Source organism: Streptomyces africanus, from assembly GCF_002150735.1.
In the GTDB taxonomy this organism is placed as follows: Bacteria; Actinomycetota; Actinomycetes; order Streptomycetales; family Streptomycetaceae; genus Streptomyces; species Streptomyces africanus.
This window is the reverse complement of record NZ_MUKA01000092.1, coordinates 1-25,429: the sequence shown is the minus strand read 5'-3', so window position 1 is coordinate 25,429 and position 25,429 is coordinate 1. Positions and strand designations below refer to the sequence as shown.

At 67.5% G+C, this 25,429-nt stretch carries 27 protein-coding genes; 3 read left to right on the top strand and 24 right to left on the bottom strand.

The window, feature by feature from the left end; translation table 11 throughout:
• Positions 1-560: DNA glycosylase AlkZ-like family protein (locus CCL05_RS14105; protein ID WP_143589883.1), on the top strand; the 560-nt coding region annotated here is incomplete at its 5' end.
• A gap of 31 nt (positions 561-591) precedes the next feature.
• Here the strand turns inward: CCL05_RS14105 and CCL05_RS14100 are convergent.
• The 8 genes from CCL05_RS14100 to CCL05_RS14065 form a co-directional block, all read right to left on the bottom strand.
• Positions 592-1,383: a class I SAM-dependent methyltransferase gene (locus CCL05_RS14100; RefSeq protein ID WP_086560842.1), complete on the bottom strand. Its 792-nt coding sequence runs from the start codon at positions 1,381-1,383 to the stop codon at positions 592-594.
• Complete coding sequence (locus CCL05_RS14095) at positions 1,380-1,835, bottom strand: GNAT family N-acetyltransferase (protein WP_208641497.1); 456 nt, start codon at positions 1,833-1,835, stop codon at positions 1,380-1,382. The genes CCL05_RS14100 and CCL05_RS14095 overlap by 4 nt, the downstream gene beginning before the upstream one ends.
• Positions 1,836-1,901: 66 nt before the next feature.
• Positions 1,902-2,780, bottom strand: coding sequence for an LLM class flavin-dependent oxidoreductase (locus tag CCL05_RS14090; RefSeq protein ID WP_086560841.1), 879 nt, complete (start codon positions 2,778-2,780; stop codon positions 1,902-1,904).
• A gap of 751 nt (positions 2,781-3,531) precedes the next feature.
• The gene (locus tag CCL05_RS14085; RefSeq protein WP_143589882.1) at positions 3,532-4,212 is read right to left on the bottom strand and encodes a hypothetical protein; all 681 of its coding nucleotides are present in this window, start codon (positions 4,210-4,212) and stop codon (positions 3,532-3,534) included.
• Between the two features lie 52 nt (positions 4,213-4,264).
• A complete protein-coding gene (locus CCL05_RS14080; RefSeq protein WP_208641495.1) occupies positions 4,265-5,620 on the bottom strand; it encodes a hypothetical protein in 1,356 nt (451 codons plus the stop codon).
• Complete coding sequence (locus tag CCL05_RS14075) at positions 5,617-5,940, bottom strand: hypothetical protein (protein WP_086560839.1); 324 nt, start codon at positions 5,938-5,940, stop codon at positions 5,617-5,619. Before CCL05_RS14075 ends, CCL05_RS14080 begins: the two co-directional genes overlap by 4 nt.
• 128 nt (positions 5,941-6,068) lie before the next feature.
• Positions 6,069-7,085: a hypothetical protein gene (locus CCL05_RS14070; protein ID WP_244204266.1), complete on the bottom strand. Its 1,017-nt coding sequence runs from the start codon at positions 7,083-7,085 to the stop codon at positions 6,069-6,071.
• Positions 7,085-7,744 carry a hypothetical protein gene (locus CCL05_RS14065; RefSeq protein ID WP_086560837.1) on the bottom strand — a complete coding sequence of 220 codons (660 nt, stop codon included), beginning with the start codon at positions 7,742-7,744 and terminating at the stop codon, positions 7,085-7,087. Before CCL05_RS14065 ends, CCL05_RS14070 begins: the two co-directional genes overlap by 1 nt.
• Positions 7,745-8,063: 319 nt before the next feature.
• Between CCL05_RS14065 and CCL05_RS14060 the strand changes: the two genes are divergently transcribed.
• Positions 8,064-8,441 (top strand): DUF192 domain-containing protein, encoded by a 378-nt coding sequence (locus CCL05_RS14060; protein WP_086560836.1) that lies wholly within the window; start codon positions 8,064-8,066, stop codon positions 8,439-8,441.
• 75 nt (positions 8,442-8,516) lie between these two features.
• Here the strand turns inward: CCL05_RS14060 and CCL05_RS14055 are convergent, their stop codons facing one another.
• The 3 genes from CCL05_RS14055 to CCL05_RS44795 all read right to left on the bottom strand — a co-directional run bounded on the left by CCL05_RS14055 (position 8,517) and on the right by CCL05_RS44795 (position 10,479).
• A complete protein-coding gene (locus tag CCL05_RS14055; protein ID WP_244204265.1) occupies positions 8,517-9,392 on the bottom strand; it encodes a hypothetical protein in 876 nt (291 codons plus the stop codon).
• A 182-nt stretch (positions 9,393-9,574) separates the two neighbouring features.
• Positions 9,575-10,294: a hypothetical protein gene (locus CCL05_RS14050; protein WP_143589881.1), complete on the bottom strand. Its 720-nt coding sequence runs from the start codon at positions 10,292-10,294 to the stop codon at positions 9,575-9,577.
• Positions 10,295-10,338: 44 nt separating this feature from the next.
• Positions 10,339-10,479, bottom strand: coding sequence for a hypothetical protein (locus CCL05_RS44795; RefSeq protein WP_158102451.1), 141 nt, complete (start codon positions 10,477-10,479; stop codon positions 10,339-10,341).
• A 306-nt stretch (positions 10,480-10,785) separates the two neighbouring features.
• On the opposite strand from CCL05_RS44795, the gene CCL05_RS44490 reads away from it, so the two are divergent.
• A complete protein-coding gene (locus CCL05_RS44490; RefSeq protein ID WP_143589880.1) occupies positions 10,786-11,211 on the top strand; it encodes a hypothetical protein in 426 nt (141 codons plus the stop codon).
• Positions 11,212-11,296: 85 nt separating this feature from the next.
• On the opposite strand, the gene CCL05_RS45565 is transcribed toward CCL05_RS44490, so the two are convergent.
• The 13 genes from CCL05_RS45565 to CCL05_RS13985 all read right to left on the bottom strand — a co-directional run.
• Positions 11,297-13,681: a Flp family type IVb pilin gene (locus CCL05_RS45565; RefSeq protein ID WP_208641493.1), complete on the bottom strand. Its 2,385-nt coding sequence runs from the start codon at positions 13,679-13,681 to the stop codon at positions 11,297-11,299.
• A gap of 265 nt (positions 13,682-13,946) precedes the next feature.
• A complete protein-coding gene (locus CCL05_RS14035; RefSeq protein ID WP_086560832.1) occupies positions 13,947-14,579 on the bottom strand; it encodes a hypothetical protein in 633 nt (210 codons plus the stop codon).
• Positions 14,580-15,337: 758 nt separating this feature from the next.
• The gene (locus tag CCL05_RS14030; RefSeq protein WP_086560831.1) at positions 15,338-16,369 is read right to left on the bottom strand and encodes a hypothetical protein; all 1,032 of its coding nucleotides are present in this window, start codon (positions 16,367-16,369) and stop codon (positions 15,338-15,340) included.
• Positions 16,366-18,954, bottom strand: coding sequence for a hypothetical protein (locus CCL05_RS14025; protein WP_143589879.1), 2,589 nt, complete (start codon positions 18,952-18,954; stop codon positions 16,366-16,368). Before CCL05_RS14025 ends, CCL05_RS14030 begins: the two co-directional genes overlap by 4 nt.
• 118 nt (positions 18,955-19,072) lie before the next feature.
• On the bottom strand, positions 19,073-19,249 hold the full coding sequence (locus tag CCL05_RS44790; RefSeq protein WP_158102450.1) for a hypothetical protein: 177 nt from the start codon (positions 19,247-19,249) through the stop codon (positions 19,073-19,075).
• Between the two features lie 54 nt (positions 19,250-19,303).
• The gene (locus tag CCL05_RS14020; protein WP_086560844.1) at positions 19,304-19,843 is read right to left on the bottom strand and encodes a hypothetical protein; all 540 of its coding nucleotides are present in this window, start codon (positions 19,841-19,843) and stop codon (positions 19,304-19,306) included.
• 82 nt (positions 19,844-19,925) lie between these two features.
• On the bottom strand, positions 19,926-21,020 hold the full coding sequence (locus tag CCL05_RS14015; protein ID WP_086560829.1) for a hypothetical protein: 1,095 nt from the start codon (positions 21,018-21,020) through the stop codon (positions 19,926-19,928).
• Positions 21,021-21,042: 22 nt separating this feature from the next.
• On the bottom strand, positions 21,043-21,696 hold the full coding sequence (locus CCL05_RS14010) for an OmpA family protein (protein ID WP_086560828.1): 654 nt from the start codon (positions 21,694-21,696) through the stop codon (positions 21,043-21,045).
• Between the two features lie 8 nt (positions 21,697-21,704).
• Positions 21,705-22,286, bottom strand: a complete 582-nt coding sequence (locus tag CCL05_RS14005) for a hypothetical protein (protein ID WP_086560827.1) — start codon at positions 22,284-22,286, stop codon at positions 21,705-21,707.
• 16 nt (positions 22,287-22,302) lie between these two features.
• Complete coding sequence (locus tag CCL05_RS14000; protein WP_086560826.1) at positions 22,303-22,920, bottom strand: pilus assembly protein TadG-related protein; 618 nt, start codon at positions 22,918-22,920, stop codon at positions 22,303-22,305.
• On the bottom strand, positions 22,920-23,153 hold the full coding sequence (locus CCL05_RS13995) for a hypothetical protein (protein WP_086560825.1): 234 nt from the start codon (positions 23,151-23,153) through the stop codon (positions 22,920-22,922). Before CCL05_RS13995 ends, CCL05_RS14000 begins: the two co-directional genes overlap by 1 nt.
• Before the next feature lie 145 nt (positions 23,154-23,298).
• A complete protein-coding gene (locus tag CCL05_RS13990) occupies positions 23,299-24,267 on the bottom strand; it encodes a response regulator transcription factor (protein ID WP_086560824.1) in 969 nt (322 codons plus the stop codon).
• Between the two features lie 26 nt (positions 24,268-24,293).
• On the bottom strand, positions 24,294-25,429 hold a 1,136-nt coding region (locus tag CCL05_RS13985), incomplete at its 5' end, for a sensor histidine kinase (protein ID WP_107400457.1).

The following is a 25,429-nucleotide window of genomic DNA, read 5'->3' as shown; positions in this document are numbered from 1 at the left end:
GGGGCACGGTCGGTGGTCCGGACGGGGCGTTGGGGACGTTCGTCCGCCGATACCTGCACGCGTACGGGCCGGCGACCCCGCAGCACTTCGCGAAGTGGCTGGCGGCGCCGCCCGGCTGGGCCGGCACCGTGTTCCGGGAGCTGGCCGCCGCGGGCGGCATCGAGGAGGTCGACTTCGAGGGCACGCGGGCGTGGGTGGCCGCGGGTGACACCGACTTCCCGGACGGGCCCGCGCGGGGCGTGCGGCTGCTGCCGTACTTCGACGCGTACGTCATCGCCGCGCAGCCCCGCGAGCGGCTGTTCCCCGGTGCGGCCTACGAGCGTGCCCTGGCGGGCGGCCAGGCGGGCAACCATCCCGTGCTGCTGGTCGACGGTGTGGTGGCGGGCGTCTGGCACCAGCGGCGCCAGGGCCGTCGTACGACCGTCACCGTCGAGCCTCTCGCCTCGCTGACGGCACGACAGGAACGGGAGCTGGGTGAGCAGGTGGAGCGGGTGGGCGAGGTGCTGGAGGCGAAGGCCGAGTTGGTGGTCGGAGAGGTGAGGGTGGGTCCGCATGCGTGAGCAGGCTTGTCGTGCTTGTGGTGCGGGCTGGTCAGAGCTGGTGGGTTCCCGGCTTGCGTACGTCGAAGAGGTGACGGGTGCTGTGGGCCACGAAGGGCCCTTCGTCCTGGATCCGCCGATGCAACGCACGCAGCTGCGGCTCGTACGCCTCGACGGTGAAGCCGGGCACCATCCACACCACCTTCCGCAGGAAGTGCACGACAGCGCCGATGTCGTGGAACTCCATGCGGAGCCGCTCCGCTCGCAGACCGACCACGTCGAGCCCCGCGGCCTCGGCGTCGGACCGCTCGCGCTCGGGGTGGCGACCAGCGAGCACCTCGTCCGGCTGGGGCCCGAGGAAGCGCTCGACGAGCTCGAAGACGCTGGCCGGCCCCACGTGCTGGGCGAAGTACGTCCCTCCGGGCTGGAGGACGCGGGCGATCTCGTCCCAGTGCGGACGGACGGGATGCCGGCTCACGACCAGGTCGAAGGCACCGTCGGCGAAGGGCAACGGGGCGTCCTCGGGCGCGGCGACGACCACGACCCCGCGCGGACGGAGCAGGGCGGTCGCCTTGGCCACGTTCGGCGGCCAGCCCTCGGTGGCGACGGCGAGCAGGGGCCGCTCCGGGGCCTGGGCGAGAGCGAAGTCCAGCACTTCCCCGCCGCCGGTCTGGATGTCGAGCACGGCACTCGCCCGCCCCAGCCGCGCGGCCGCCGACATCGCGTACCCCCAGGAGGGCCGGGCCTCGGTGGCCCGCCCCTCGAACCAGGAGAAGTCCCAGCCTTCGGTGGGGACGGAGGCTCCTTCGGCGACGAGGTCGTCGAAGGTGCGGTGCACTGTCACGTCAGGACGAGCAGGACATGCTCGTTGTCGTCGTACCGGACGGTGCCGGCGGGGCGGAAGCCGTGCTTCTCCAGGAGACGCACGGAACCGGTGTTACCGCTGAACGGATCGGCGTGCAGGGGCCGGTTCCGCTCCCGCTCCAGGAAGAGTTCCAGGGCTCTGCTGCCGATGCCGCGTCCCCAGTACGCGCGCCCGAGCCAGTACCCCAGGAAGCGGCGGTCCTTCTCCCACCAGGCGACGATGTTGCCGGCGACGTCGCCGTCCACGGTCACGGTCTGCACGAAGTTGGTGTCGTCCCCGAGGACCCGCTGCTTCCAGTGCGCCATGAAGGCCTCTCGCGGCCGGGGCGTGAACCTCGACCGCAGGGCTGCCTCGGGATCCTGCTCGTAGGCGCAGAACACCTCGAGATCGTCTTCCACGACATCACGCAGCCGCACGTCTTCGGTAGTCATGCCGACGAGTGTGGCACCGGCCACTGACAACGGCGCCGCGCAAGCCGCGTCCAGGGACGCGTGGGCCTACGGGACCAGGGGCCGTACTTCCTCCGCGGCGAACCGTACGAAACCCTCGGGGTCCGGTTCGTCGCCGGTCGGCTGGAGGACCACCGTGTCCGCCCCGGCCTCCGCCAGCCGCTCGACGGCCTTGGCGACGGCTCCGGCGTCCCCGGCGACACCGAGGTCCGGAACGGATGCGAGTCCCTCGTCGGCCAGCTCGGCACGCACCCGTTCGGCGGCGCCGGCCCCGGTGGCGGCGAGCAGATACACGACGACAGGGTGCCGCCCGGCCCCTCGACCGGCCGCCTCCCGCCCCTCCTCGATGAGCTGCCGCGCCTTGCGCACGCCCTCCGGGTTGGTGGAGGCGGTGAGAATCGTCCCGTCGGCGGCCTCTCCGGTCAGCCGCAGCGAACGCGGCCCGGTGGCCCCGGCCAGCACGCCGCCCCCGCCACCCTCGGGCGGCCAGTCGAGGGCGACGTCGTCGAGCCTGACGTACCGCCCGTCGGTGGTCACCCGCTCCCCGCCCAGCAGAGCGCGCAGCGCGACGAGATGCTCCCGCAACAAGGTCACCGGCGACCCGACCCGCGCCCCCACCTGCCCCATCCAGTCCTGCACGCCATGCCCCACACCGACAATGGCCCGCCCCGGAAACATCCGGTGCAGCGAGGCCACCTCCATGGCGGTGACGGCAACGTTCCGCAACGGCACGGGCAGCAGCCCGACCCCGACCCGCACCCGCTCGGTCCAGGCGAGGGCAGCGGCGGCGGTGGAGAGACCGCCCTCTCTGAAACAGTCTTCCCAGAGCCAGAGCTCTTCGAGGCCTGCCTGGTCGGCGAGCTGGGCTACAGAGCGCAGTCGTTCTGGGGCGAGTTGGGGACGAAAGACAGCACCGAGTCCGGTCATGCTGCTCTTCCTACCCGGGCGAGGAGCTGATGGACAACCCGATTCTACTCCGGTCCTTCTTCGGTTGCGCCGGGACCGAAGGGGTCCGCAAAGCTGACAGTTCCCGCAATGGTGCGAAGGATCGCTCGGTACTGGTCGCGCTGGGCAACGGCGGTTGTCCCCAAGAGGAGGAGCGCCAAGCTGGTGCCATCCGGGTGCGGAAGGTAAGCATGACATTGCAGCAGCGGTGCTTGCGGAAGGCCGGACTCAACGGTCGGTGTACGGACGGTCTCACTGAACGAAGCCGGGCCACAGGGGAGTTCGGCATACTCGATGTTCGTGTGGCTTTCGTTGTCGACAACGGACCGAGCCGCAGTAACGGCCCGAGGCGCCCAAGACGTATTCGTCCAGGTTACGGTGAACATGGAGATCAGCGCACTGCCGTCTCCGCCCTCCGTGTCATCTCTGTGCAGGCCGAGAGAGCAATGAACAGTGCCTTCCCTACGCATGGGGAGGAACATCCGCTGAACAGCAGCCAGGTTCGCAATGAGGTGCTGTCGGGTTACCTCGTCCGGGGCTGAGAGCAGGAACGGATCCCAAGCTTTTCGAAAGCTTTCCGACGCTGCGGACTCCGGGGGCGCAAGAAGCACATCCAGAGGGATGGGTGTGTATCCAGCGGGAGTTGCGAACCAGATTCCGTCTCCTGGTTCTCTTACGCTTGGATGGATAGCCAGGTTCGGCGTGTGTTTCGTCATGTGACTCGCAGGCTCTGCTAGGCGCTTCGCTGAGACGTGGTTTCCGGATGTTTAGCGCCTGCACGACGGGCTCGTTCGGTATCGGCTGAGTTCGCTTCCCAGGCCTCAGACGCGCTCCGATGATCGAAGACCGGACGCTGGTAAAGCAGGTGCAGTCGCTTGGGCGCCTCCCCTCCGCGAGCGGGCGCTGCGACCACAGCCAGAAAACGCGGATCACCTGCAAACCAGAGAGGTTCAATCTGCGCTCTGCGGTGAGCCTTGGTCCGGGGGCCCTCGAGGCGCTTCATCCACCAGTAAGAGCGCTGGTGCTTGATGAACACCATAGGAATCTTCTCCTCGAACCGTGCCGGATTGCGAAACTCGAACCACATTCCGTCATCGCTGGCACCGGGATACTTGCCGAGGCCACTGGGAACCCCCTTGAGCAGTTGCCACGGATATTCCTGCAAGACGCGGCGCATTCGAAAAGCCCAGGGAAAGTAGGTGAGCTGAACGAAGAAGCGATACAGCGAGTACAGGATGAACGGAAGGAAGACGAAGACGAAAGCCTGAGAGGTGAAGACCACCATCACGTAGAACAACCCCGGATACGCCACAGTCCAACCGATCTGGCCGAGGATATTCATCACCATGTGCTTCGTCCAGGCAGCGCGGGTGGGTTCATGGTCCCAGGCACTGGAATAATTGGAAGGGCTCATGACGGGGATGCTTTCTTGTCCGACGTAAGGAGGTTTGCTCGTACTGTTCCTGCTACTGGAAGATGCGTCGCACCAAGTCTGCGGTCTCGGCGACATCGATTGGCCCAAGGAACGTGCCGTCCACTGAGGTCGCGACATTCCCGGCTGCGTCGCTTTCCAATGAGTCGACGAGACTTGCGGACAAACCGTATGTGGCGGTGGCGAAGCCGGCCCACGGGGCGCTTGCCTCGGCGACCTTGACCGGTGTGGCCAGACGAGGGGCCTTGAGCACCACCCACTCCGTGAACGGATTCTTCAGGTCGGTGAAGGCCTTGGCTGCCTCCATCGTCTTGCCCCCGGCCGCGGTCAGGCGCTCGCCGAGGGTGAGCGCCTCGCCGGCTGCTCCGACTCCGCGCAGCGCGATGGGCACCCCCTTCATCACAGCACCGATTCCCGGCAGGGCACCAAGGCCATCCGCTGTCAGACCGACCATGTTGCTCCAGAAGTCGGCGTCGAACTCGCCCTTGGTGAAGCCATCCTTGATCGATGCCCATACCTCAGGTTTCATAGTGAGCTTGGTGGCGACAGCAGCCGCGCTCAGCACGGCTGCGGCGAGGAGCAAGACGGCTGCCGCAGTTCCACCTGTGGCCACGAAAAGGACAGCGATGCCCACTGCGGCCGCAGCCCAACTGAGAATGTCCGGCAGGTTGTCGGTGATCCAGTCGAGAGCATCTTCGAAGAAGCCCGGCTCATGCGGGGCCAGTTTCTCTGTGGCATCGCTGATCTTGCCCGCCCTGTACCGAGCCTTTTCCTCATGTTCTTCAGCGAGCTTCTTCGCCTGGCCAATGATCTTGTCAAGGTCGGCTTGAGCTTCTTCCACGGCAGTGTTCGCGTGGGTGAGGGACTTCTGGGCGTCCTCGTGACGGGCGCCCTTTTTGTCAAGGTCGGGGTCGTTCTTCGCTTTGCTCGCATGACCCTTGGCGGCGTCCAGAACGTCACGCGCGTCCTTCGCGTCCTTCTCCAGTCGCTTGGCGCGACGCTGGAACTCCTCCAGTTCGCCTTCCCAGCGGTTCAGTTGCCGGGCAGCTTTTCGGATGGAGTGCGCGGCGTTCTTGAGGTTGAGCGGCAACGGACCACCGTCAAGCTCCTCGCGGAAGGCTACCGCCGCGTCACCCTTCCAGTAGCTGCCGTCCAGCAGCTTGGTCACCAAGTCGTGGGAGTCCTCCAGGACTTTGGCGCAGTTCGCGAGCTTGACGTACAGGTCGTGGACAGTGTCTGTGCTTCCTGGAGCCGGGTTGAAGCCCAAGTTCGGATAGTCGGCGTGCGAGACCCCAGGGCGCGACTTGAGGCCTTGAGGCTTGTTCAGATCCGCACGAGCCTTCGGGTCGAGAAACCCATCTGACTGTTCCAGGCCAGGGGTGTAGGTCACTTTGAGCCAGCCCCTTTACCCTTGCCTTCCCCTGCCTTCTTCAGCGCCTCCTCAAGCGCCTTGTCCACCTCGTTGTAGCTGTCCTTACTCTTCCCGATGATCTTGGCGAGGTTCTCCGTCTGCTCGCCGATCTGCTCGGTGCCGTACTTCCAGTCGTCCTGGAAGTGCTGACAAGCGGAGTCCAGATCGTCGGTGCCGAGTCCGCTGACCTCGGCGTCGCTCAATGCCTTGCGCAAACCTTTCAAGGAACTGCTCGATTTCTTCAACAGCTTCATGAAGTGCGCAAGCTCATCGTCATCAACGGCCAGCCGGCCCGCCATACGTTCTCTTCCTCCCCTGCCACCTGCCTATGCACGAGCAAGTGACTCTAGCGGTTCCGCCTGTGAAGCCCGTCGGGCGACCACTCTTCCATGTGGAGTGGTCGCCCGACGGCGCGCCTTCGCGCTCGTCATCGGTTGACGGACTGGACCTCCTGTACGACGACGTCCTGGGTCGCGCCGAAGGAGCCGTCGGGAAGGTTGCCGCCCGCTCCGCCGGTGCCGGTCCATCGGATCTTCCAGGTGACGGTGGCCTGGAGCGGGTAGGTGCCGTCGCCTGAGGAGCGCAGGTATTTCACTCCGCAGGGCGGGGTCCGGTCCGCCTTGCCCTTGGCGTAGGGCTCTCCGATGCGGCCGTTGTCGATGTCGCAGACTCCGGAGGCCGGGTAGGTCACGGCGTCCTTGGTGCCCGGTTCGATCCTGAGCGACACCGGTTCCGCCGTCGCGGTCGCCTGGATGTCGAGCACCGGTACGGAGGCGGTGACGGAGACCGGCTTGAACTCGGCACCGTCCAGCCAGGCCCAGGTCGGCAGGTTGACCTTGGTCGCCTGGGCGGGGGCCAGGGTCACCTTGGTGCTGGGGACGCGGATCTCCGCATAGGCGAGTTCGGCGAGGATCTTCGGGGTGACGGCGTTCTTGATGTTCGCGGGCGGGGGGTCGCCCCGGTCCACCCAGAAGATGGGTTCATCGCAGGAGTCCCAGCCCGGGGGGAAGTCCTTGTTGACGAAGGAGTCCCAGAAGTAGCCCTTGCCAGTCTTGTCCTTGTTGAAGTCCTTGTAGGGGTGCCCCTTGACGTAGCGGTCGCGCTGCTTGGCGTCCCACTCGTAACCCGTCGAACCGGCCTCCCAGGTCGGCTCGAGGTACTTCTGCAGCTGTTCCGGGGTGTACTTCGGTGCGTACCAGCACGGAGGCGGCGTCCAGGACGTGGACGACGTCAGCGCGCCCGCGGAGTTGCCGCTGCCGTTCTTGGAGCGGTCGAAGACGACGCCGCCGACCGTGACCGAGACGGTACCGTCCTTGTTGGCGTTGGCGTCCTGGTTCGATTGACCGTCCGTGCCCCCGAAGCCCTTTTCCGCATAGGCAGGGCTGGTAGCAGCCAGCACGAGAGCCGTAAGACCCACGACGAAAAGCAGGCGATTGGTTCTCATCAAGGCCGGCACTTCGCGCTCCCCCGCTCCGAGATCAGTCGTTCAGTGACCCAGACGCCGTTGTCGTTCTTGCGCAGGGTGCCGGCGTAGACGACGTAACTGTCCTTCGTCACCGGCGTGACGTCGGTTTTTCCGGTCTTCAGGAACTTGTTGAACGCCTTGCTCTGGTCCTCGCAGTAAACGAGTGCGGCGGTTCCGTCGTCCTTGAGGTCAACGCTCTCGTTGTAGTACCGGGTGAGGCCGGTCGTGCGCGCCTTGTGGTCCACGAACTCCTGGATGTACTCCTGGCTTCCGGCGGCGGCCGTGCCCTCCGAGTAGAAGCGATAGGCCTTGTCCAGTGGGTCCTGCTTGGCGATCGCCATGTCCACTGCCTTGATGCGCTGCTCGGCGTCGTTGAGCACGGCGTCCTTCTGCGGGTCGCCGGTCTTCTTCCATTCGAACTTGTACGTGACATCCGACGGCAGCTCGATCTTCGGTCGGCCCCCGGAGGTCGGGGCAGACGTGCTCGGGGAGGCCGACTTCTCGGCCCCCGTGTCCGCTCCCGCGATCTTGTCGTTGTCCTTGTTCTTGGAGCTGTCATCGCTCCCGCACGCGGACAGCGTCAGGGCCGCAGCGGCGGTCAGCGTGAGCGCTGCGAGGAGGGTGGGGCGGCGGTTCACGGTCGGCTCCCGGTAAGAGGCGAGGCTTCTCTTGAGCGAACCAAAGCTATACAGCGGCGTGGAGCCGCACCAGGGTGAAGGTTGTCAACTGGCGAGGTGTATGGGGAGGAATCGGCGATTCGTCGAGCAGTTTCAGCCGTAACGGTTGCATAACGCGCCAATCCGTCTGTCAGGGGTGATGACCGTGGCCGTCGTTTCAGTCACGAACCAGCAAAGGGCATGGGTCCGTGGGCCCATGTGGGGCCCAGGCCTCTGCGGATACGTTCGGGTTCGTACAGCCCGTTGTAGGTGACAGGTGACGCGGTCGGAGGTGGCCCGTATGGGGCGGCGCTGGGGGGACGGACGCGGGGAGTTGGTCGTGCACGGGGGTGGTGAAGGACCGTCTGTCACTGTTCCTTTGGAGCTCGCCACCTCCTATCGCGCCCGGACGAAGGGGCTGTTGGGGCGGGACTCCGTCGACGGGGCGATCCTGCTCTCCCCCGCCAACAGCGTGCACACCTTCCGGATGCGGATGCCGATCGATGTCGCGTATCTCGACCGTGGCCTTCGTGTCATCGCCGTGCGGACCATGCGGCCGGGGCGGTTGGGGATGCCACGGCTGCGTGCCCGGCATGTGGTGGAGGCGAACGCTGGGGTGATGAGGAAGTGGGGGATGCGAGAGGGCGCGTGGGTGGAGGTCGTCGTGCACGGGAGGTAGAGGCCCCGTCAAAGCACCGGGCAGCGACCGGCCGCGCCGGCAGAACGAGTTGTCGGTCCTCTCCCTCACCCCTGCTCACCAAGGCGTCCGGAGAGGAACCCGGTTCCACCACCAGGAGGCCGCCTTACCGTTGTCTCGCGTGGGTTTGGGGTCGGTGTGGTCGCTGAAAGTCTGGTCCAGTCGGCTGAGCGCGTTCCGCAAAGCGTCCGCGTGAGCCTCGTCCACCTCCGGGATGAGTAGCTCCAGCGCGTCGCGGGCTTCCAAATCGCGGTGGAACAGGTCCTCTCGGTACCGGCCCGAAGGGGACCAGTCGGACTGGAGTCGGCGGGTCAGTCGTTCCCATACGCGCAAGGCGTGGTGCACACGGCCTTCGACGCTCGCCGCCGGGCCTGTGGGGAGTGTCGCGAGGACGGCGTCGGAGGCTGGGGTGGAGATGGGCTGTCGGTCAAGGATTTCCGGGAGGATCTCCACCTGTGCTCGGGGCAGATCCGGGATCTCCTCCTCCACGGCGTCCACGCGGTATGCCGTGTCCTCACCGGTGTTGACCGCTTCCAGACGGCACCTGACGGAGCGTCCGTCCGGCACAGCGACCCAGTAGGCGCTCGGGAGGTCGAGTTCCGACGGGTGGAGGACGAAACTTCTCAGCCTGGCCGCCAGACCGTGTGCCAGCCGCTCCTCCGTGAGGGTGCCGGCGGTGGTGTCCTCCACGGTGATGTCCAGTTCCATTGCCAGGTCACCAGGGGGAAGCAGGCGGAAGGTGCAGAGCACGGGAGCGTCCCAGCGCCTGCCCTCCTGGTCTCCGTCCGCGTTGGCCACGTCGACATCCCGGTCGGGCAGCGCCAGCATGTCCGCGAGGGCTCCCCGCAGCCTCTCCGGGGCCGGCTCCGCGACGGTGAAGAGGTTCCCGATCACTGGGCGTGCTCCGATCACTTGTGCGTCCCGGGCGGCCATGCTTCGCCCCTTCGGTCTACGACACGACCTGAGATATGAGATTAGGAAGGGACCTCCTCGGCGGGATGGGCCCGAGGCCCCAAAACGGGTCCCTTGGGCAGTCCCTGGCCCTCAGACACGTCTGCGCCACGCAAGCGAGAACGCGGCAGGGTGGCATCCCTGGGCCGCTTTTGTGCTGTCAGTCAGTTGGTGCCTTCGCTCCACTGGTCGATGAGCATGCTCTGTGCCGCTTCCGCGTTCTCCCAGCTCGCCGGACCGTCCGGCTTCACCGACAGGCGCTCCAGTGCCGCCCTCGCGTCTGGGCTGCCTATCGCGCCGAGTAGTTCGATGGCCGAGTCGGCACCGATGCCCTCGGTCACGCAACGCTCCGCCAGGTCCACCGCCCAGTCGGTGAAGCGGCCCAGGCCAGGATCGAGAGCCAGCCAGCGGAAGACCGAGTCGGCGATGTCGTCCCGCAGTGACGGGATCATGGCCAGCATCGCCGCTTCGACGTGCCGTACGACGTGCCGTTGCAGCGGATAGAGCTGCGGCCGGCCTCGCCACGCGCGGACCAACTCGTCCACACCCGACCATGTCACGTCGCTCGTACGGGGCATGCTCTTCCCGACGGCCTGGTGGAACTCCTCCCATACGTGCAGCAACAGTCCGGGCGACGGCGGCTGGGGTACGTGCGGAGCCAGTTCCGGGTCGTCCAGGAGTACGGTCACCACCCGCCGGGCTTGGGCCAGCCGCTCGTCGGTGCGGGGCAGTTCCGCGATCCGGCTCCAGTCGCACTCGTCCCAGGGCTGTGGCAGGGACCGCAGCGCGTGGGGCAGGACGTAGTCACCCTCCGGGTCGCGCCACCGCGTCACCTGCGGGTCCCACATCTCCTCTGCATTCGGTTCCGTGTCGGAGTCGCTCACTGCTGCCGTCCCACCACCGTCTCGCCTCCCTCGTCCGCTCCGCTTCAGCTCCAGTTGGGCGTGCCGGGCGCGGACACGTCCACCTGTTCCCGTTTCTGCCGGATCGACCGCTCCTGGTCATCGGTCCGAACTCCGCGGCGCGCCCAGCAGCTCGATGGCTGATCGGCGCCGATCTCCTCGATCACGCAACGTTCGGCAGACCCCACCGTCCGGTCGGCGAAGTGGCCGGGGCTGGGGTCAATAGCCAGTCAATAGCGCACTCAGCGGTCGCATTGGATAGAGTCGCTTTTATGAGTACCGACTTGTATGGATGGCTGGAATGTAGGCCCCAGCCTGGGCGCTATGGCACTGAACACGTGCTGTGGGAGCCCTTCTCCGAACTCCGGCACCTTCATTGGGCCCGTGATTACATGTCGTGGTCAGCACTCTTTGACGTCCGGAGTGTGGAGCCTGTCAGAGCTCTCTTCCCTGACCGCGGAGTCCCTGTAGATATGTCGGACACGGTACGAAGGGATGCGGACGATTTCGAGGGCCACAGTCATTCGTGGTTCTCGTGGCGTGAACTGTCGGCTGTCGACTGGAATGCCCCCTGTACCGACGGCCCGTCTCGGTACTGGGTCCGCCGCTGGTCCCGTACCCATGAAGGATCCCTCCTGCCCGAGGGATTGGCCGCCCTCCCGGATGAGCTGTACGACTCGGCCGCTGCCAAGTTCGGAGAAGGAAACATCGCTCCCTCCCGGTGGCCCGCCGACGGAGAGCTCCTGCTGGGCAACGAGGTGTACCGACCCGTCGTCCCTGCCTATCGCGACCTGGTGCCGACCGACGGACCATGGCAACCTGTGTGGAATGTGATGGGCACGCTCTCCGAACTCCATGGTGAGGACAACGTCCGCCTCGTCGTCTGGTTCGGCGGCTGAACGGAAACCTGGGCGCCGGTCGTGCGTCACGGGGTGACGGTTTCCGAGCCGTCACCCTCCTTCTCGCCTTCACCCCGGCCTACTGTCATTCCAGACCTAGGTACTCCAACGCCCCCTTGGGGTTGTCGTTCAACCGCTTCCAGTCGATTTCCTCACCTCGACTGTACTTCGCCTCCAACGCCCGCTGCATGTCACCCAGCTGCTTGGCCGTGAAGTTCGCATCACCGATACGAGCGTCAACTCCCTTCTCGTTCATGAGCTGCGCAGGAGAGACCTTCTGCCCCTTGATGGGCCGGAAAACCTCAGTCCATTTATCAGGCTTGTCGATCTCAACTCGAGTCGTTCTGCTCGGATTCGCCTTCTTCCACTCGGAGAGTGTGTTGACCTTCCCGACGAATTCCGGCTGACGCGTCGGGTTCACCGTGTTCTTCACTTCGACCAGGTGGACCCTGCCGTCCCGCCCCTTGTACAGGACATCGGCGTCCGGCACGTTCGACACATCCACGGTTTCTCCGGGCGCGACCTCGACCTGACGCCGGTTGTGTTCCGAGCCGACGGCGGTGTGCACGGTGCTGTCGGGTGCCGCGTCCTCCGAGGCGCGCCGCACGCCGCGCACCTCAGCAAGCATCTCCTCGAGCCTGCTGGCGGTACGCGCGTTGGTCACTTCGGAGCCGAGCTTGCTCGCGCCCGCCCGGTCGACGTTTTTGCGTCGTGCGAGATCAGTGAGCTCGTCGAGCGCAGCCGCCGCCTGGTCCTTGCCGATCGCCTTCTTGCCAGGGTTCTGTTTGGCGTTCCTGACGAAGTCGTCAATGTTGCGCTCGTCAATACTGAGCCGACCCTGCTTGATGGCGGCCTTCGCCGCCTCGGCCTGGACCTCCAGCGCCTGCTGCTGTGCCTCGTCCGCGTTCTCCCGGGCATCCTGCGCCTGCTGCTTGGCCTCCTCGTCGCAGCCGTCCTCGGCGAGGATGACGTACGGAGAGTCGGAAGGGCCAGCGGCGAGGACCGTGGTGCCTGCGCCGGCGGAGCCGGTGAGGTGGCCAGTGGCGGTCCCGGGTGGGTTGCCGCCGTACGGGATCCGGCGGGTCGGCGCCGCGATGGTGCAGCCGGATTCGCGGGCCTTCTTCTCGGCCTCGTCCGCCGCCTCGTCGGCCTCCTTCGCGGCCTTCTCGGCGCCCTTGACGTCTCCTGCCTTGGCCGCCTTCCTGGCGTCCTCCGCCGCGTCGACCGCCTTCTCGGTGAGCTTGCCCAGGTCGCCGAGCTTCCCGAGTTTGCCCAGCTTGCCGAGCTTTCCGCCGAGCTTCGCCTCGCCGTAGCCGGGGATGAAGAGGGAGCCGACGTTCCAGACGACCGTCGTGACGGCCCGGGTCTTGTTGCCCTTGTCCCACTGGTCGCGGACGTCCTCCCCGATGAACGTGTCGTCGAGGATCTTTCCGCCCGAGTTCAGGGTCGCGCCGCCCCAGTCGGTGAGGGCGTCGAGGTAGTCGCCCTTCGCCCATTTGTCGCCGGCGTCCTTGGCGTCCTGCGACCACTGGTCGGCGATGACGCCGCCGTAGTCCTTCAGGCCGTCCAGGGTGTCGAGCGGGTTGGTGACCGTGTCCCAGATGCCCTTGAGTTCACCGCCGATGCCGTCGACGACGAGTCCCTCGCCGACCTGCTTCGCCTGGTCGCCCGCGCAACCGAAGAAGGCGCCTACGCCGGAGAAGCAGCCCTCGTCGTCGTCCTTTTCACTGCCCTTTTCGTCGTTCTTTTCGTCGCCCTTTCCCTCTTCCTCGTTCGCCGTCTCGACGTTGCCGGCTTCTTGGGTCTTTTCCTCTGCGGTTGTCGTGCGGCGCCCCGTTTCGTCGGGCTGGGCTCCTTCTCCGGTCCTGGCCTCCGTGCCGTCAGCGGGTGCTGCGGCCGGGGCCGCGCAGGCCGTTCCCGTGACCTTGCAGACCGCCGACTGGAGGCCGCCGTAGATCTGAGTGCCCAGGCCGCTGACGACCAGGGCCGTGATGATCGCGGCCACGACCGCGACGAGTCCCGCGTACTCCACCGCCGTCTGGCCCTCGTCCCGGCGCCAGCGGATCATCCGGGGCAGGGAGAAGGGGCGGCGTTCGGCCCGGGCGCCGTCGGGGAGGCGGTACCAGGTGCGGGTGTCCTCGCGGGTCAGGAAGTAGAGGACGACGGCGGGGACGAAGAGCTGCGTGAAGCCGCGCGGTGATCCGTCGGTGATGTTGGCGAGCGCGCCGGCGATCAGCCATGCCTGTACGGCGATCAGGCCGCCCCAGATCCTCGCCCCGCCCAGCCATGTACGCCGGGCCAGCCACCAACCGAGGACGCCGGGGGCGGCCCCGTACGCGGTCAGGGCGAGTACGCGGCCGTCGACCGCGTCGTACGAAGCCGCCGTGAGCAGCAGGCCGAGGCCGCCGACGACCGTGACCGCGAAGAGGGCGTGGACGAGGACGAGCGCCGTGGCGAGGGAGGCGGGCATGCTCTGACGCCCGCCCTGTGCTGACGGCCACGCCCCGCCGGGCTCCGGAGCTGCCCCTGTCGAGGCCATGCCTCGCCCCCCTCGCGCCTTCGGTCTACGACACGGCCTGAGATTAGGGAGAGACCTCCGGGGCGGGATGGGCCCGTGGCCCCAAACGGGGGCCCAAAAGGCAGTTCCTAGCGCTCAAGAGCGTATGCGTCGGGCAGGTAGGCGCGGACGCCCTGGTGTGGCAGGGACGCCCACATGCGCGTACCGGAGGAGGTAGTCACCCTCCGGATCGCGCCACCGCGCCACCTGCGGGTCCCACGTCTCCTCGGTCTTCGGTTCCGAATCCGCGCCGGCTCAGGAAGCGGAAGCGGCGGGGCGTCGACTCGTCGGAGGTCGGCGCGGCGATCACGCCGATGGAGCGAGGGTCTCCCGCGAGCCAGACCACGGCGATCTGGGCCTTCAGTTCAGGCTTCGCGCGAGGGGCCATCCGGCGGTTCCACCAGCCCACTCCCCAGTGCCGGGGAAACACCATCGGCAGTAGCTCCTCCGGGCGGGCCGGGTTCGAGAACTCGAACCACCCGTTCTGCCTTCCGACGACGTCGGGCCGGTCGGCAAGCCCGTGCGGGGCGTCGATGTACAGACGCCACGGGTGTTCCCGCAGGACGCGTCTCATCCGGAGGACGGCAGGAAGGACGAAGAGCTGGAGGAACGCGCGGTAGAAGCTGTACAGCAAGAATGGCACGCAGACGATCGTGTACCCGGGAGAGAGGAACACCACCAGGATCGCCAGCAGGGCGACCCACAGAGCGGCCCAGCCGAGGAGAGCGAGCGCATTCGCAGCCAGCTGCTTCGACCAGGCGCGCCGGGTCGGCGGGTGCTCCCAAGCAACGGAAGCGTCCGTGGGGTTCATATGGGCTCTCTTGTCCTCCGGTCAGAACACGTACTGGGCGAGATCGATCAGGGCGCCGCTATCCAGGATGCTCGTGATTACATGTCGTGGTCAGCACTCATTGACGTCCGGAGTGTGGAGCCTGTCAGAGCTCTCTTCCCTGACCGCGGAGCCCCTGTAGATATGTCGGACACGGTACGAAGGGATGCGGACGATTTCGAGGGCCACAGTCATTCGCGGTTCTCGTGGCGTGAACTGTCGGCTGTCGACTGGAATGCCCCCTGTACCGACGGCCCGTCTCGGTACTGGGTCCGCCGCTGGTCCCGTACCCATGAAAGATCCCTCCTGCCCAAGGGATTGGCCGCACTCCCGGATGAGCTCTACGACTCGGCCGCCGTACCGACCTGTCGTCCCTGCCTATCGCGACCTGGTGCCGACCGACGGACCATGGCAACCTGTGTGGAATGTGATGGGCACGCTCTCCGAACTCCATGGTGAGGACAACGTCCGCCTCGTCGTCTGGTTCGGCGGCTGAACGGAAACCTGGCGGCACCAATCGTGCGCCACGGGGTGACGGCTATTCATTTATCAGGCTTGTCGATCTCAACTCGAGCTGCTCTGCTCGGATTCGCCTTCTTCCACTCGGAGAGTGTGTTGATCTCCCCGACGAATTCCGGCTGACACGTCGGGTTCACTGTGTTCTTCACTTCGCCGTGATGCCCTCCGGGCGCTCGTCCGGGACATCAAGACGGGCCAGGCCGACCACCTGCTGTAGGCCCTCACTGCGAGCCGGCCTCCGCTGCCTCGGAGAGCAGGCGCGTCGCATCGGCCACTGCGATATTCCGGTCGATGAAGCGCATGGCGAGGTCGAGGGCCCAGGGGACGAAGCAGCCCTCACGCCACAGCCATTCGAGCATTCCCCGTGCCAGGTTCGCGGCGATGCGCGCAGCCCACCGCTCGGCGAACGCCTCGGGGTTCGCGTCCTCCAGGTCGATGCCCAGTCGCTCGCACTCATGCCAGGCCCAGATCAGGCGCTCCCGTGTGACCAACCGCGCGTCGGGCATCAGGGGGACGAGGACCATCTGGACTTCCAGCCACGCCGGCCGGTCCTCCGCATCCTCGATCCACTTTCCCTCCCAATGGGGGGGCTCCTCGGATGCAAGCCGTTGGTCAGGTAGCAGTGCTTCGAGAATGGCCCGGGCCTGGGCGAAGCGTTCCGACGTCGGTTCGTCCTCGAGCTCCCAGCCGCCTCCCCAGCCGCATGTCAGATCGCGTACCACCTGGGGAAGGAGCAACTCCTCGCCCTCAGTGGGACGAGCCGCCCGTGCCTCGTATTCCGGTCTCCGCAGCTTCGCGAGCCACTCGCGGGCCTCCTGAAGGTCGCCTTCGTACACCGACTCGTCTTTCACGAGGCGCGCCAGCGCCTGCTCACCGTGCGGGCGGCCGAGATCGCGGAGCAGCCAGATGTTGTCGTAACCAGCCAGACCGGCGTGTACGCACACCTCCGCAAGCGCAGCGGCCCGGGAGGCGTCCAGGGGCCCACCCCGCCGTACGGCTTCCCGCAGGGAATGCACTAACCCATGAATCTTGAATGACGCCTCCCCGCGCTCCCGCCGGGCCGCGAAGTGCTGACGCTGCTCGTCGGTGAGCGGCAGGCCGGGCTCCTCCTGGGCCCGGTCCCAGAGGTCCTCCAGTTCCTCCGGCCAGCCGCTCGTTCTCGGCGGAGCAGCGGCGATCGCCGCCTCCAACTCTCCTAGGAGCGCAGTTGTGCGGTCCTCGGGAACCTCCGCGTGCTCCTCGTCGTACGTCATGAGACCCCCAGGTACCCCATCGCGGTCTTCGGATCCTTCATCTTGCCGGAGCGTAGAGCGTCGTACTTCTCCGCCTCGCTCTTGGCATTCCAGGCGTCGTTCAACGCCTTGAGCTGCGCGGGAGTCACCTCCTGGCCGGCGATGCGGGCGCCGACTTCATTTTGGGCCATCCTGGAGGCCGGGGTTCCTGGAGGAGCCTCGCCTCGCTTCGGCGGCTTGAACCCGTCGAAGATCTTCTGCCATCCCTTGGTGGAGGCGATCTCGTAGCGGGCGACGCGGCCCGGCTCCGCTCTCTGCCACGCGCCCAGCCTGTCCACCTGTGTGGCTATGGAGCCCTTGGTCGTCGCGTTCCCCGTGTTCTTGACCTCCACGACGTGCACCTTGCCGTCCTTGCCGCGGTAGGCCACATCGGCGTCCGGGATGCCCGTGACGTCGATCTCGCCGCCCAAGCCGTCTGGTCGTACCGGCGACTCGCGCTTCTTCCTGCGCTCGTCGCTGTCCCCGATGTCCGAGTAAACCGTGCTGCCATCCGCCGCCTCGTCCTGCGCCACACGCTTCGTAACGTTCGCCTCGGCGAGGTTCTCGGCGAGCTGGTCCTTGGTCTTGGAGTTCAGCACCTTGGCGGCGAGCTTCTCCCTGCTGGTGTTGTGGATGTTCTTCTGGTTCACCAGCTCCGAGACGTCGGCGATGGCGTCGGCCGCCTCCTTCTTGCTGATGTCCTTGGAGTTCGGATCGACGTCGTCCTTGGCCCGCCTGAGCAGGTTCTCGAGCTGGGCCTCCTGCAGGTTGACCTTCTCGTCCCCCGGGAGCCGCTTGGACGCCTTGATCTGCTCCCGCAGCAGATCGGCCCGCGCGTCCAGCGCCTCCTGCTGGGCCTGGCGCGCGTCGTCGGCGTCGTCGCCCGTGCACTCCTTGCCGCCTCCCTCGGCGACAACGATCCGATCGCCCTGTGCAGCCGCCAGGACACCGGTGCCGTTGCCCGGGGCTCCGCGCAGGCTGCTCCCACCGCCGTACGGGACGCGCCCGATCGCGATCGTGCAGCTGCCGTTCTTCTCGGCCTTCTTCTTCGCCTCGTCGGCGTGCTTCTGCGCCTCGTCCGCGGCCTTCTTGGCGCCGTCGAAGTCGCCCGCCTTTGCCGCCTTGCGGGCCTTCTCGGCCGCGTCGGCCGCCTTGTCGAGGGATTCACCGACCTCGGCCAGCTTCTTGAACTTGGTGAACTTCGTGATGGTCTTCGGGCTGAAGATGCCGATGACGTTGACAACGGTGTTGCCGATGGAGGCGCCGTAGTTGCCCTGCTCCCAGTTCTCCTTGTCGACGAACGTGTCGACCGCCAGGTCGGACACGAAGTCCTCGGGCGAGTTGACCCAGCCCCGTACGGAGGAGACGTAGTTCCCCTTGTCCCACTCCTTGCCCAGCTCGTCGGTCTTGTCGCCCCACCAGTTCGTGGTGTAGCCCTTCAGGCCGTTCCAGGTGTCCTCGACCGAGCCGACCGGGTCGCTGACGAAGTCCATCGTGCTGGCCAGGAAGCTCTTGGTCGGCGCCACGAAGAAGCCCCGGACATGGTCCATGAACGTCCTGTCGTGGCGTTCCTGGTCATGTACGTCGTCCCAGAGCGACCTCTCGTCGAACGGCCCCGGAGCGAGGGGGACTGTGTCGTCCGCCCCCGCGCCCTCATAGGTGATGATCCGAGTCGACCACGCCGGACCACCGCCGCTGTTGTTCCCGCCCGTGCCTCCCTGGCCGCCCGAACCGCCCTCGGTGCCCGAGTCGCCTTGGGCGCCCGCCTCGCCGTTCGCGTCCGCACCACCGTCTGCCCCGGCGCCATCGTCCCGCTTCGCGCCGCCGTCCGGGTCGGCGCCGTTGCCGCCGTCGACGCCCGAACTGTCATGCTGGGACCCGTCGTTGTCCCCGGCCGCACCCGTCTCCGTTCCATCGCCCTGCGGAGCTGGGCAGGCCGTGCCCGTCACCGAGCAGACCGCCGACTGGATGCCGTCGGCGATACGCCCGCCGAGGCCGCCCACCGACAGCGCGATGATGATCGCCGCGACCACCGCGATGAGCCCCGCGTACTCCACCGCGGTCTGGCCCTCGTCCCGCCGCCAGCGGATCATCCTCGCCAGGCTGAACGCTCGCCGCTCTTCCCTGTCCTGGGGAGCCATCTCGAACCACTCACGCGACCGGGCCCGGCGCAACAGCACGATGACCGCCACCGGCATCGCCGCCTGCGTGATGCCCCGCAGATCACCGTGCATCAGCGTGCCGAACGACAGCCACACGATCCACGCCTGTACGGCGATCAGTGCGCGGCTCGTCCACACCCCGCCCCGCCACAGGCGCCGGGCCAGGTAGACCCCGGCCACGCTGGGCAGCGAGTCGTACACCAGGATCCCGAAGATCTCCCCGGAGTAGTACGTCACCACCGACAGCACGGTGACCACGTACAGTACCGTCAGCGCGAACTGCACCCACAGCAGTACCTGCGCCCAGCCCAGCTCCCGCGGCAGCGGCGAACGCCGCTCCCAGGAAGGGGTGTTCTGCGCACCCCATGTCCCGCTCGGGGGTATCGGGTTACCGGCAGGGGACATGCGTGACCTCAGCTCGTCAAGCAGCGATTCAGGTGGACACCGGGCTGGCCGAGGCTAAAGAAAATCGATCACATAAGCATGGGCCCGTGGCCCCAAATGCTGGGCCCACAGTGGAGAGTCAGATGTAGGGGCGTCCCAGGTCCGTCAGCCAGGTGCCGGGGGTCCGGACCGTCCTGACGCTGATCAGGGAGCTGCGGTCGATCGCCAGCGCTTCGCATGCGGGAGGTTCCCTGTCCGTGCCAAAGCGCGGCGCGGTGTGGCACAGTTCGATCGCCTCATCGACGTCGTCGGTCACCTCGGCGAGTTCGTGGGCGGCCCTGCCCGACGTACTGCCCTCCCGTTTGTCGACTCAGCGGTCCGACACGAGTTGGAGGACGGCCGTACCGTCCTCCCCGGTCGCCGCCTGGATCACCACCGCGTCCGGCTGGGGACTCGGCCGCCCGGCTCCTCCGAGGCCGCCGCACGAGTTTCCGCTGCCGTTGCTGCGCAGGACGGTGATGCAGCCTTGCCCGGGGCCGCTCGCGCTGCCCTTGGACTGGCCGTTGCCCGACTTCACCGTGTACGCGACGGCGTTGGGGCCGACCTCGGTGACGGACAGGGTGGCCTGACCGCGTGGGCCCTTGAAGGGGATTTTCACCGGCTCGGATACCGCGATCTCGCAGTTGCCGTCCGCGCAGGCTGTGATGTCACGGCCGTCCGCGGCCGACACCGAGGGCTTGGGCTTTGGCCGGCTCGGGGAGTCGGTTTTTGACGGCCGCTCACCGGGTGGGGACGACGCCTTCGCGGGCTCGTCCGAGTCGCTGCCGCAGCCGGCCGCCGCCGTCAGGGCGATCAGTGCGGCGAGTACGACTCCGGTTCTGCTCAGTCCGCGTGGTTTCCTCGCGGCCATGGTGCTCCCCCGTGTGCTGTGCTCCGGCGTGCGTGCCTCGGTTCCGGTGTTCGGCAGGCAGTATTCCCTCATGTCGCTGTCGTCACTCGCCGACGCCCGCGGCCACCTCGTCGAGGATGTGTTGATAGTCGTCCCGGGACGGGACGGAGACGTCTTCCTCATGTCCGCCGCCCTTCCCGTCGAGCTCCATGACACCCCCGCAGAAGAGGTGGTCGTCGGCGTCCAGCGTCCGTTCGGTCACCCCGCGGCCCGTACGGGCTTCGTACACGTCGACGCGGTAGCGGGCCCGGTAGTAGCTCACGCTCACCCCGTGCGAGAACGCGCAGGTCATGTCGTACGTACGCCGCTCCAGGCGGCTGCACGCCACCAGTTGGACGTCGTCGGGGTCCGGGGTGTCCGAGCCGGTGCCCGTGGACGTGACGACCGGCTCGGAGTCGTGTTCCTCGGCGAAGAGGACCGCCGGGTGCGGGGCGCGCGCCTCGTAGGGGGCTGATTCGGGGTACGCGGCGTCGGAGCCCGCCGTGGCCTGCGCGCACAGGCTTGCGAGGTCCCGCAGGTAGTACGGCCGACGGGCCATGACGATATCGGCGAGGGGGGACAGCGTGAGGGCCCACGCGACGACGGAGGCTACGGCCACGATGCCCGCGCCGGCGAGGATCCGCCTGTGCGGCGGCTTCGGTACCGGGTGCTTTCCCTCTACGGCCTCGGCCAGGGCGTCTCGGTCGGTCGCCATCCGGAACGTCACGTACCGCTGTTTGCCGCCGTCGCGCCAGGACACGCGCAGTGAGCCGTGGCGGATTCCGGGGCCGTGCGCAGGGGTGAGCCCTTCGATGGTGTGCCAGGCGATGGCGATCGTGTCCGTCCCCGCCGTGCCGACCAGCAGGCCACCGTCGCATACCGCGAACCACCGTCTGCCGTCCCGGGCCAGCAGCCAGTAAGCCAGGCCGCCCCAGGAGAGCGCCAGCCACAGCAGCACCGCGACGGGTCTGGCGCCCGGGTCCCTACCCAGTTCGGACAGGGCCTTGGCGAGGAGCAGCACCATCGCCCAGTCGACGCCGAGCTTGGCGAGGAGCAGTACAGGCACGGGCCGGCGCTCGTGGTGGACGCGGTGTACCTCGCCGAGGCCGGCGCGGGTGGCCAGCCGCGGCAGCGAGCGTCGCAGCTCCCACTCCCCCATCGGGTCCCCCGCTCTCGTCCGCTCAGCTCTCCGTGCGCGGGAAGGAGACCTCCACCCGGCGGTTCTTCTTGCGGCCTGATTCCGTGGCGTTGTCGGCGATCGGGTACTGCTCGCCGTACCCGCGTACCTCGTACGTGACGTTGGAGTCGCTCAGTTCCTGGTCCAGGACGTTCTGTACGGCGTCGGCGCGTTTCCGGGACAGGACGTCGCCGTGGGCGGAGGAACCGAGGTTGTCCGTGAAGCCGAAGACGCGGATCTTCCTCGCGTTCTGGGTCTTGATCTCCTCGGCGATCGTGGCGATACGGGCCTTCGCCTCGGCGCCGAGTTTCGCGCTGTCCTTGCCGAAGAGGACCTCGGCCTGGAGGGCGAACTTGACGTCGGCGTTGGTGTCTTCCCGGCGTTCGTCGCCGCTTTGGTCTTCTACGACCTGTTTGATGTCCAGGACCTTGGGCTCGGCAAGGGTGGCGCCGTCCGGGATTTTCAGGTCCGGGTCGTTCGGATCGATTTCGACGGGGGCGGTGGCCGTCGCCTCAGTGCCCGGTGGCACGCTGGGGCCGTCTTCGGCATGGGCCGACACCGCGCCGAAGAGGTTCGCGGCGACCATGATGGTGGCTGCCGAGAGGGTAAGGGCGAGGCGCGGCGTCGCCGCCCTGGATGGAGTGTGGATGGCGGTCATGGCGGGCCTCACCCGGAGATCGTGAAGGTGGCGGTGGGGAAGCCCGGAAGCTGTAGGCCGACTTCGGTCGTACTGGTCGGCGGGGCGGGGAACTGCATGAATACCGGGACGGATTCGCCGGCCTTGAGGGTGGGCAATCCCGTCGTGGTGAGGGGGCGGCCGTCTGTGTCGCGAAGGACGTAGTAGCGCTTCTTGCCCTTGGAGTCCACCAGTGTGGCGCCGCCCAGTGAGCTGCCGTTCTTGATGATCTCGGTCTCGTTGCCGCTCAGATTCGACGGGACGACCACCGTCTCAGAGCCGTCGTTCTTCAGGTTGCCGTTCACCGTGACGAATCCGCCGGAGTCCCGAGTGGCGGAAGTGACTTGGAGGAAGAGGCCCTGCGGGCCCTTCATCTCGGCCAGCGGTTCCCCGGACGTTCCTTCCTGAGTACTCGGTTTGGATCCATCGTCCTTGGAGGCGGACGCCGACTTCTCGGGCTTCTTGTCGTCACTTTCACCGCCGCCGCAGCCGGCCACACCGAGGACCAGACCAGTCGCAACGGTCAGTGCGACCATCCCCCTGCGGGCCTTCGCAGTGAACCGAATACTCATCTCTCTGCTTCCTTCATCACTCGTCGTTCGCTTGTGGGTCCGCCAGGTGGACGTCGAAGAGGTCCTCGGGTTCGGGCAGAACATCGAGATCGTCCGGATCCAGCTCCCAGTCCTCCCCGTCCTCGCACGAGAGCTGCGGAAGTACGTCGGGCCCGGCGTCCTCGGCAGGGGGGTCGACCTCGCAGAGCGACTCGATCACGGCCGTGGCGGTCGCATCCGACTTTTGCTCCGCCGTACCAGGGACGACAGACTCACCGACGGATTTGTTGGTCTCCACCTTGACCGTGAAGCCCAGCGGTCCCTCCGGCTCACACCTCCGCACTTGGGCGTCGTTCTGTGCGGCGAGTTCATGGGCGCGCCAGCACGACGGCTGGATTCCCTCGGCATTGCCCTCGAAAATGCCCGGCCACTTGGTCGGGTCGAGTACGTCCTTCACCCACGCACCTGCGAGTTGGTCTCGCCTGTCCTGTGCTGCCGCGAGAGCGGCGGCGTCGGCAGCCGTCTGGGCACCGTTTCGATTTGCCGCCGCCTGGCCGACCGCGAAATACGCGAACGCGAGAAAGAGCAGGCCCCCCACCACAGTGATGTAGATGGGGAAGGCCTGCCCTGAATCGCCGTACCGGCGCAGTCGCATCAAGGAGCGACCTTGGCAACCTGTGCCTTGATCTTGTCGAGGATCGTCTGCCCGATGTCCGTGCCCGTGATCGCCAGCACGATCGCCACCACCACGGCGATGATGCCCAGGTACTCGACCGCCGTCTGTCCCTTGTCGCCGGCGCGGCGCTGCATCGCCGTCACCGTCGTGTTCTTCCAGCCGTTCACGCGGACCTTGGTTGCGACGGCGGTCTTCAGCATCAGGTCGCTCATGGTGTTCCCCTCCGGTTTCGGCTGTGCCGTTTTCGACATGAGGAACGTACGGCCGGGCGACCCGTCCGCCGGAGGGCCCCAGGGCCCAATTCCGGGCCCAATCGCGCGGGCCCAACCGGTTCTCCCCCCACTCCGTCACCGAAGCTCACCCCAGTCCTCGGTGTGAGCGTGAGTCCGGTGCCGTGCCGAGCCATTTCGCGGCGGCCTCGGAGCGGCTGGTGCTGTGGAGCTTGGCGAAGATGCGGTTGATGTGGTTCTTGACGGTCTTCTCGCTGATGAAGCAGGTGGCGGCGATCTGCTGGTTGGTCATGCCGGACGCGATGTGGTCCATGATCTCCGCCTCCCTCGCACTCAGTTGGAACCGCGACCTGTCGGGAGCGGCCGGAGGGCCACTCGTCCACCCAGACGAAGACTGTCCCACATGCGGTTGCACTTGCGAAAGGTTTTCTGGAGAAATGGCCGGGTGTGGCGTGTGCGGGGGCAGCAAATGTGCAGGTGACTGGGTTTGCTGAGGTTGAATATGCGGTTTTGCGGACGTGGAAATTCCGTATGCAGTCGCACTCGATGAGCTGCCCAGGCCCTCGGGCAGGGGCGAGGCCGGTGGCTGGTCCTGGCGGAGCTGGGCCAGGAGGGCGCCCGCCGCCGTGGGGGTGAAGTGGGCCCGGCCCTCCTTGATGTCCCGTACGGCGTCGACCAGTTGGTCGGCCGTGAACTCGCCGTGGACCAGGTAGCCGCCGGCTCCCCGGCGGAGGGCCTCCTGGACGATCTCCGACTCCCTGCTGTACGTCAGCATCACCACCGGGGCGATCCGCACCAGGAACGGGAGTGCCGAGAGGCCGTCCACGCCGGGCATGCGGACGTCGAGGAGGACGACGTCCGGGCGGTGCTGGTGGGCTGCCTCGTAGGCCTGGCGGCCGTCCGCGGCCTCCGCTACGACCGTGATGTCCGCGCGGCCGGAGAGCAGTGCGGTGAGGCCTGCTCGGACCACGGGGTTGTCGTCCGCGACGACGACCCGGAGGCTACGCGGCTGTGCGGACTGTGCGGGCTGTGGGAAGTCGGGGAACGGGTTCTGCGGTGGTGGCGGCGGTTGCTGTGGCGGGGTGTGGTCCGGCATCCGGGGCCTCCTCTCGTGTCGTGGGGTCAGGCGTGGGGGGTGGTCAGGGCTGCCAGGGGGAGTTCCAGGCGGACTTCCGTGCCCTTGGGGTGGCCGCCGCGGCCGATGCGGATGCGGGCTCCGACCGAGGCGGCTCGTTCGACCATGCCGACCAGGCCGAAGTGGCCCGCGCGGCGGAGTTGTTCGAGCGTGGTGCCGGGCGGGAGACCGCGGCCGTCGTCGTACACGCTGATGCGGAGCAGGCCGCCGTGGACGCCCGCGCGGACGTCGACGCGGGTGGGGTGTGCGTGGCGGTGGGCGTTCTCCATGGCCTCCGAGGCGATGGTGAGGAGCTGGCGGGCCACCGCGGGCGGGACGGGCGGCACGGCGTGGTCGCCGGTGGGGCGGTAGACGGCCGGCAGGCCGGTGCGGGTGCTGAAGTCGCGGGTCCGGGCCGCCAGTTCGACCAGGACGTCCGTGGCCTGGGCGGGGTCCGATTCGCGGCGCAGGTCGGCCAGGAGCTCGCGGGATTCGGCGGCGGCCCGGCGGGCGGAACGGGCGACGAGCGCGGCCTGTTGTCTGATCAGGGCCGGGTCCATGCGGTCGGCGCCTGCCGAGCCTGTCAGGCCGTCTGCGGCCAGGGCCACACCGTGCAGGGTCTTGGCGACCGAGTCGTGCATCTCGCGGGCCAGGCGGGCGCGTTCGGCGCTGACCGCCTCCGTCACGGCGAGGCGGGCCTGGACGGTGGTGAGGGCCTGGGTGGCCGCGCCGAAGCGGAGCATGAGGTTGCGGAGGCTGGAGCCGACGGCTCCCGCGATGACGCAGAGGCCGGGCAGGAGGGACGCCTCGGCGAGTCCGGGGTGCGGGTTCTCCTGTGCCGCGTGGATCAGGAGGAGGAGCAGGGCCTGGAGGCTGGCGAAGACGGCGGCTCCGCGCCAGCCGTAGACGAGGCCTGCGAGGAGGGGCGTGCAGACGCTGACGTAGGCGAGGGTGCTGTCCGGGCCTGCGGAGATGAGCAGGAGGGCGGCGAAGAGGGTGTCCGCGGCGAGGAGGGTGGGGTGGCGGAGGAGAAGGGGGCCGAAGCGTTCCCAGTCCCTGAAGAGGACGTAGGACGTCATGAAGGTGACGACTACTGCTGCGCCGACCAGGCGGGTGGGGAGGCCCGGGTTGGCGTTGAGGAGGG

Bases quoted from the DNA above. Each gene is read 5' to 3' on its own strand.
- CCL05_RS14095 (WP_208641497.1), bottom strand. From the start codon at position 1,835: ATGACTACCGAAGACGTGCGGCTGCGTGATGTCGTGGAAGACGATCTC.
- CCL05_RS14090 (WP_086560841.1), bottom strand. From the start codon at position 2,780: ATGACCGGACTCGGTGCTGTCTTTCGTCCCCAACTCGCCCCAGAACGA.
- CCL05_RS14085 (WP_143589882.1), bottom strand. From the start codon at position 4,212: ATGAGCCCTTCCAATTATTCCAGTGCCTGGGACCATGAACCCACCCGC.
- CCL05_RS14075 (WP_086560839.1), bottom strand. From the start codon at position 5,940: ATGGCGGGCCGGCTGGCCGTTGATGACGATGAGCTTGCGCACTTCATG.
- CCL05_RS14070 (WP_244204266.1), bottom strand. From the start codon at position 7,085: ATGAGAACCAATCGCCTGCTTTTCGTCGTGGGTCTTACGGCTCTCGTG.
- CCL05_RS14060 (WP_086560836.1), top strand. From the start codon at position 8,064: ATGGGGCGGCGCTGGGGGGACGGACGCGGGGAGTTGGTCGTGCACGGG.
- CCL05_RS14055 (WP_244204265.1), bottom strand. From the start codon at position 9,392: ATGGCCGCCCGGGACGCACAAGTGATCGGAGCACGCCCAGTGATCGGG.
- CCL05_RS44490 (WP_143589880.1), top strand. From the start codon at position 10,786: ATGTCGGACACGGTACGAAGGGATGCGGACGATTTCGAGGGCCACAGT.
- CCL05_RS45565 (WP_208641493.1), bottom strand. From the start codon at position 13,681: ATGCCCGCCTCCCTCGCCACGGCGCTCGTCCTCGTCCACGCCCTCTTC.
- CCL05_RS14035 (WP_086560832.1), bottom strand. From the start codon at position 14,579: ATGAACCCCACGGACGCTTCCGTTGCTTGGGAGCACCCGCCGACCCGG.
- CCL05_RS14030 (WP_086560831.1), bottom strand. From the start codon at position 16,369: ATGACGTACGACGAGGAGCACGCGGAGGTTCCCGAGGACCGCACAACT.
- CCL05_RS14025 (WP_143589879.1), bottom strand. From the start codon at position 18,954: ATGTCCCCTGCCGGTAACCCGATACCCCCGAGCGGGACATGGGGTGCG.
- CCL05_RS14020 (WP_086560844.1), bottom strand. From the start codon at position 19,843: ATGGCCGCGAGGAAACCACGCGGACTGAGCAGAACCGGAGTCGTACTC.
- CCL05_RS14015 (WP_086560829.1), bottom strand. From the start codon at position 21,020: ATGGGGGAGTGGGAGCTGCGACGCTCGCTGCCGCGGCTGGCCACCCGC.
- CCL05_RS14010 (WP_086560828.1), bottom strand. From the start codon at position 21,696: ATGACCGCCATCCACACTCCATCCAGGGCGGCGACGCCGCGCCTCGCC.
- CCL05_RS14005 (WP_086560827.1), bottom strand. From the start codon at position 22,286: ATGAGTATTCGGTTCACTGCGAAGGCCCGCAGGGGGATGGTCGCACTG.
- CCL05_RS14000 (WP_086560826.1), bottom strand. From the start codon at position 22,920: ATGCGACTGCGCCGGTACGGCGATTCAGGGCAGGCCTTCCCCATCTAC.
- CCL05_RS13995 (WP_086560825.1), bottom strand. From the start codon at position 23,153: ATGAGCGACCTGATGCTGAAGACCGCCGTCGCAACCAAGGTCCGCGTG.
- CCL05_RS13990 (WP_086560824.1), bottom strand. From the start codon at position 24,267: ATGCCGGACCACACCCCGCCACAGCAACCGCCGCCACCACCGCAGAAC.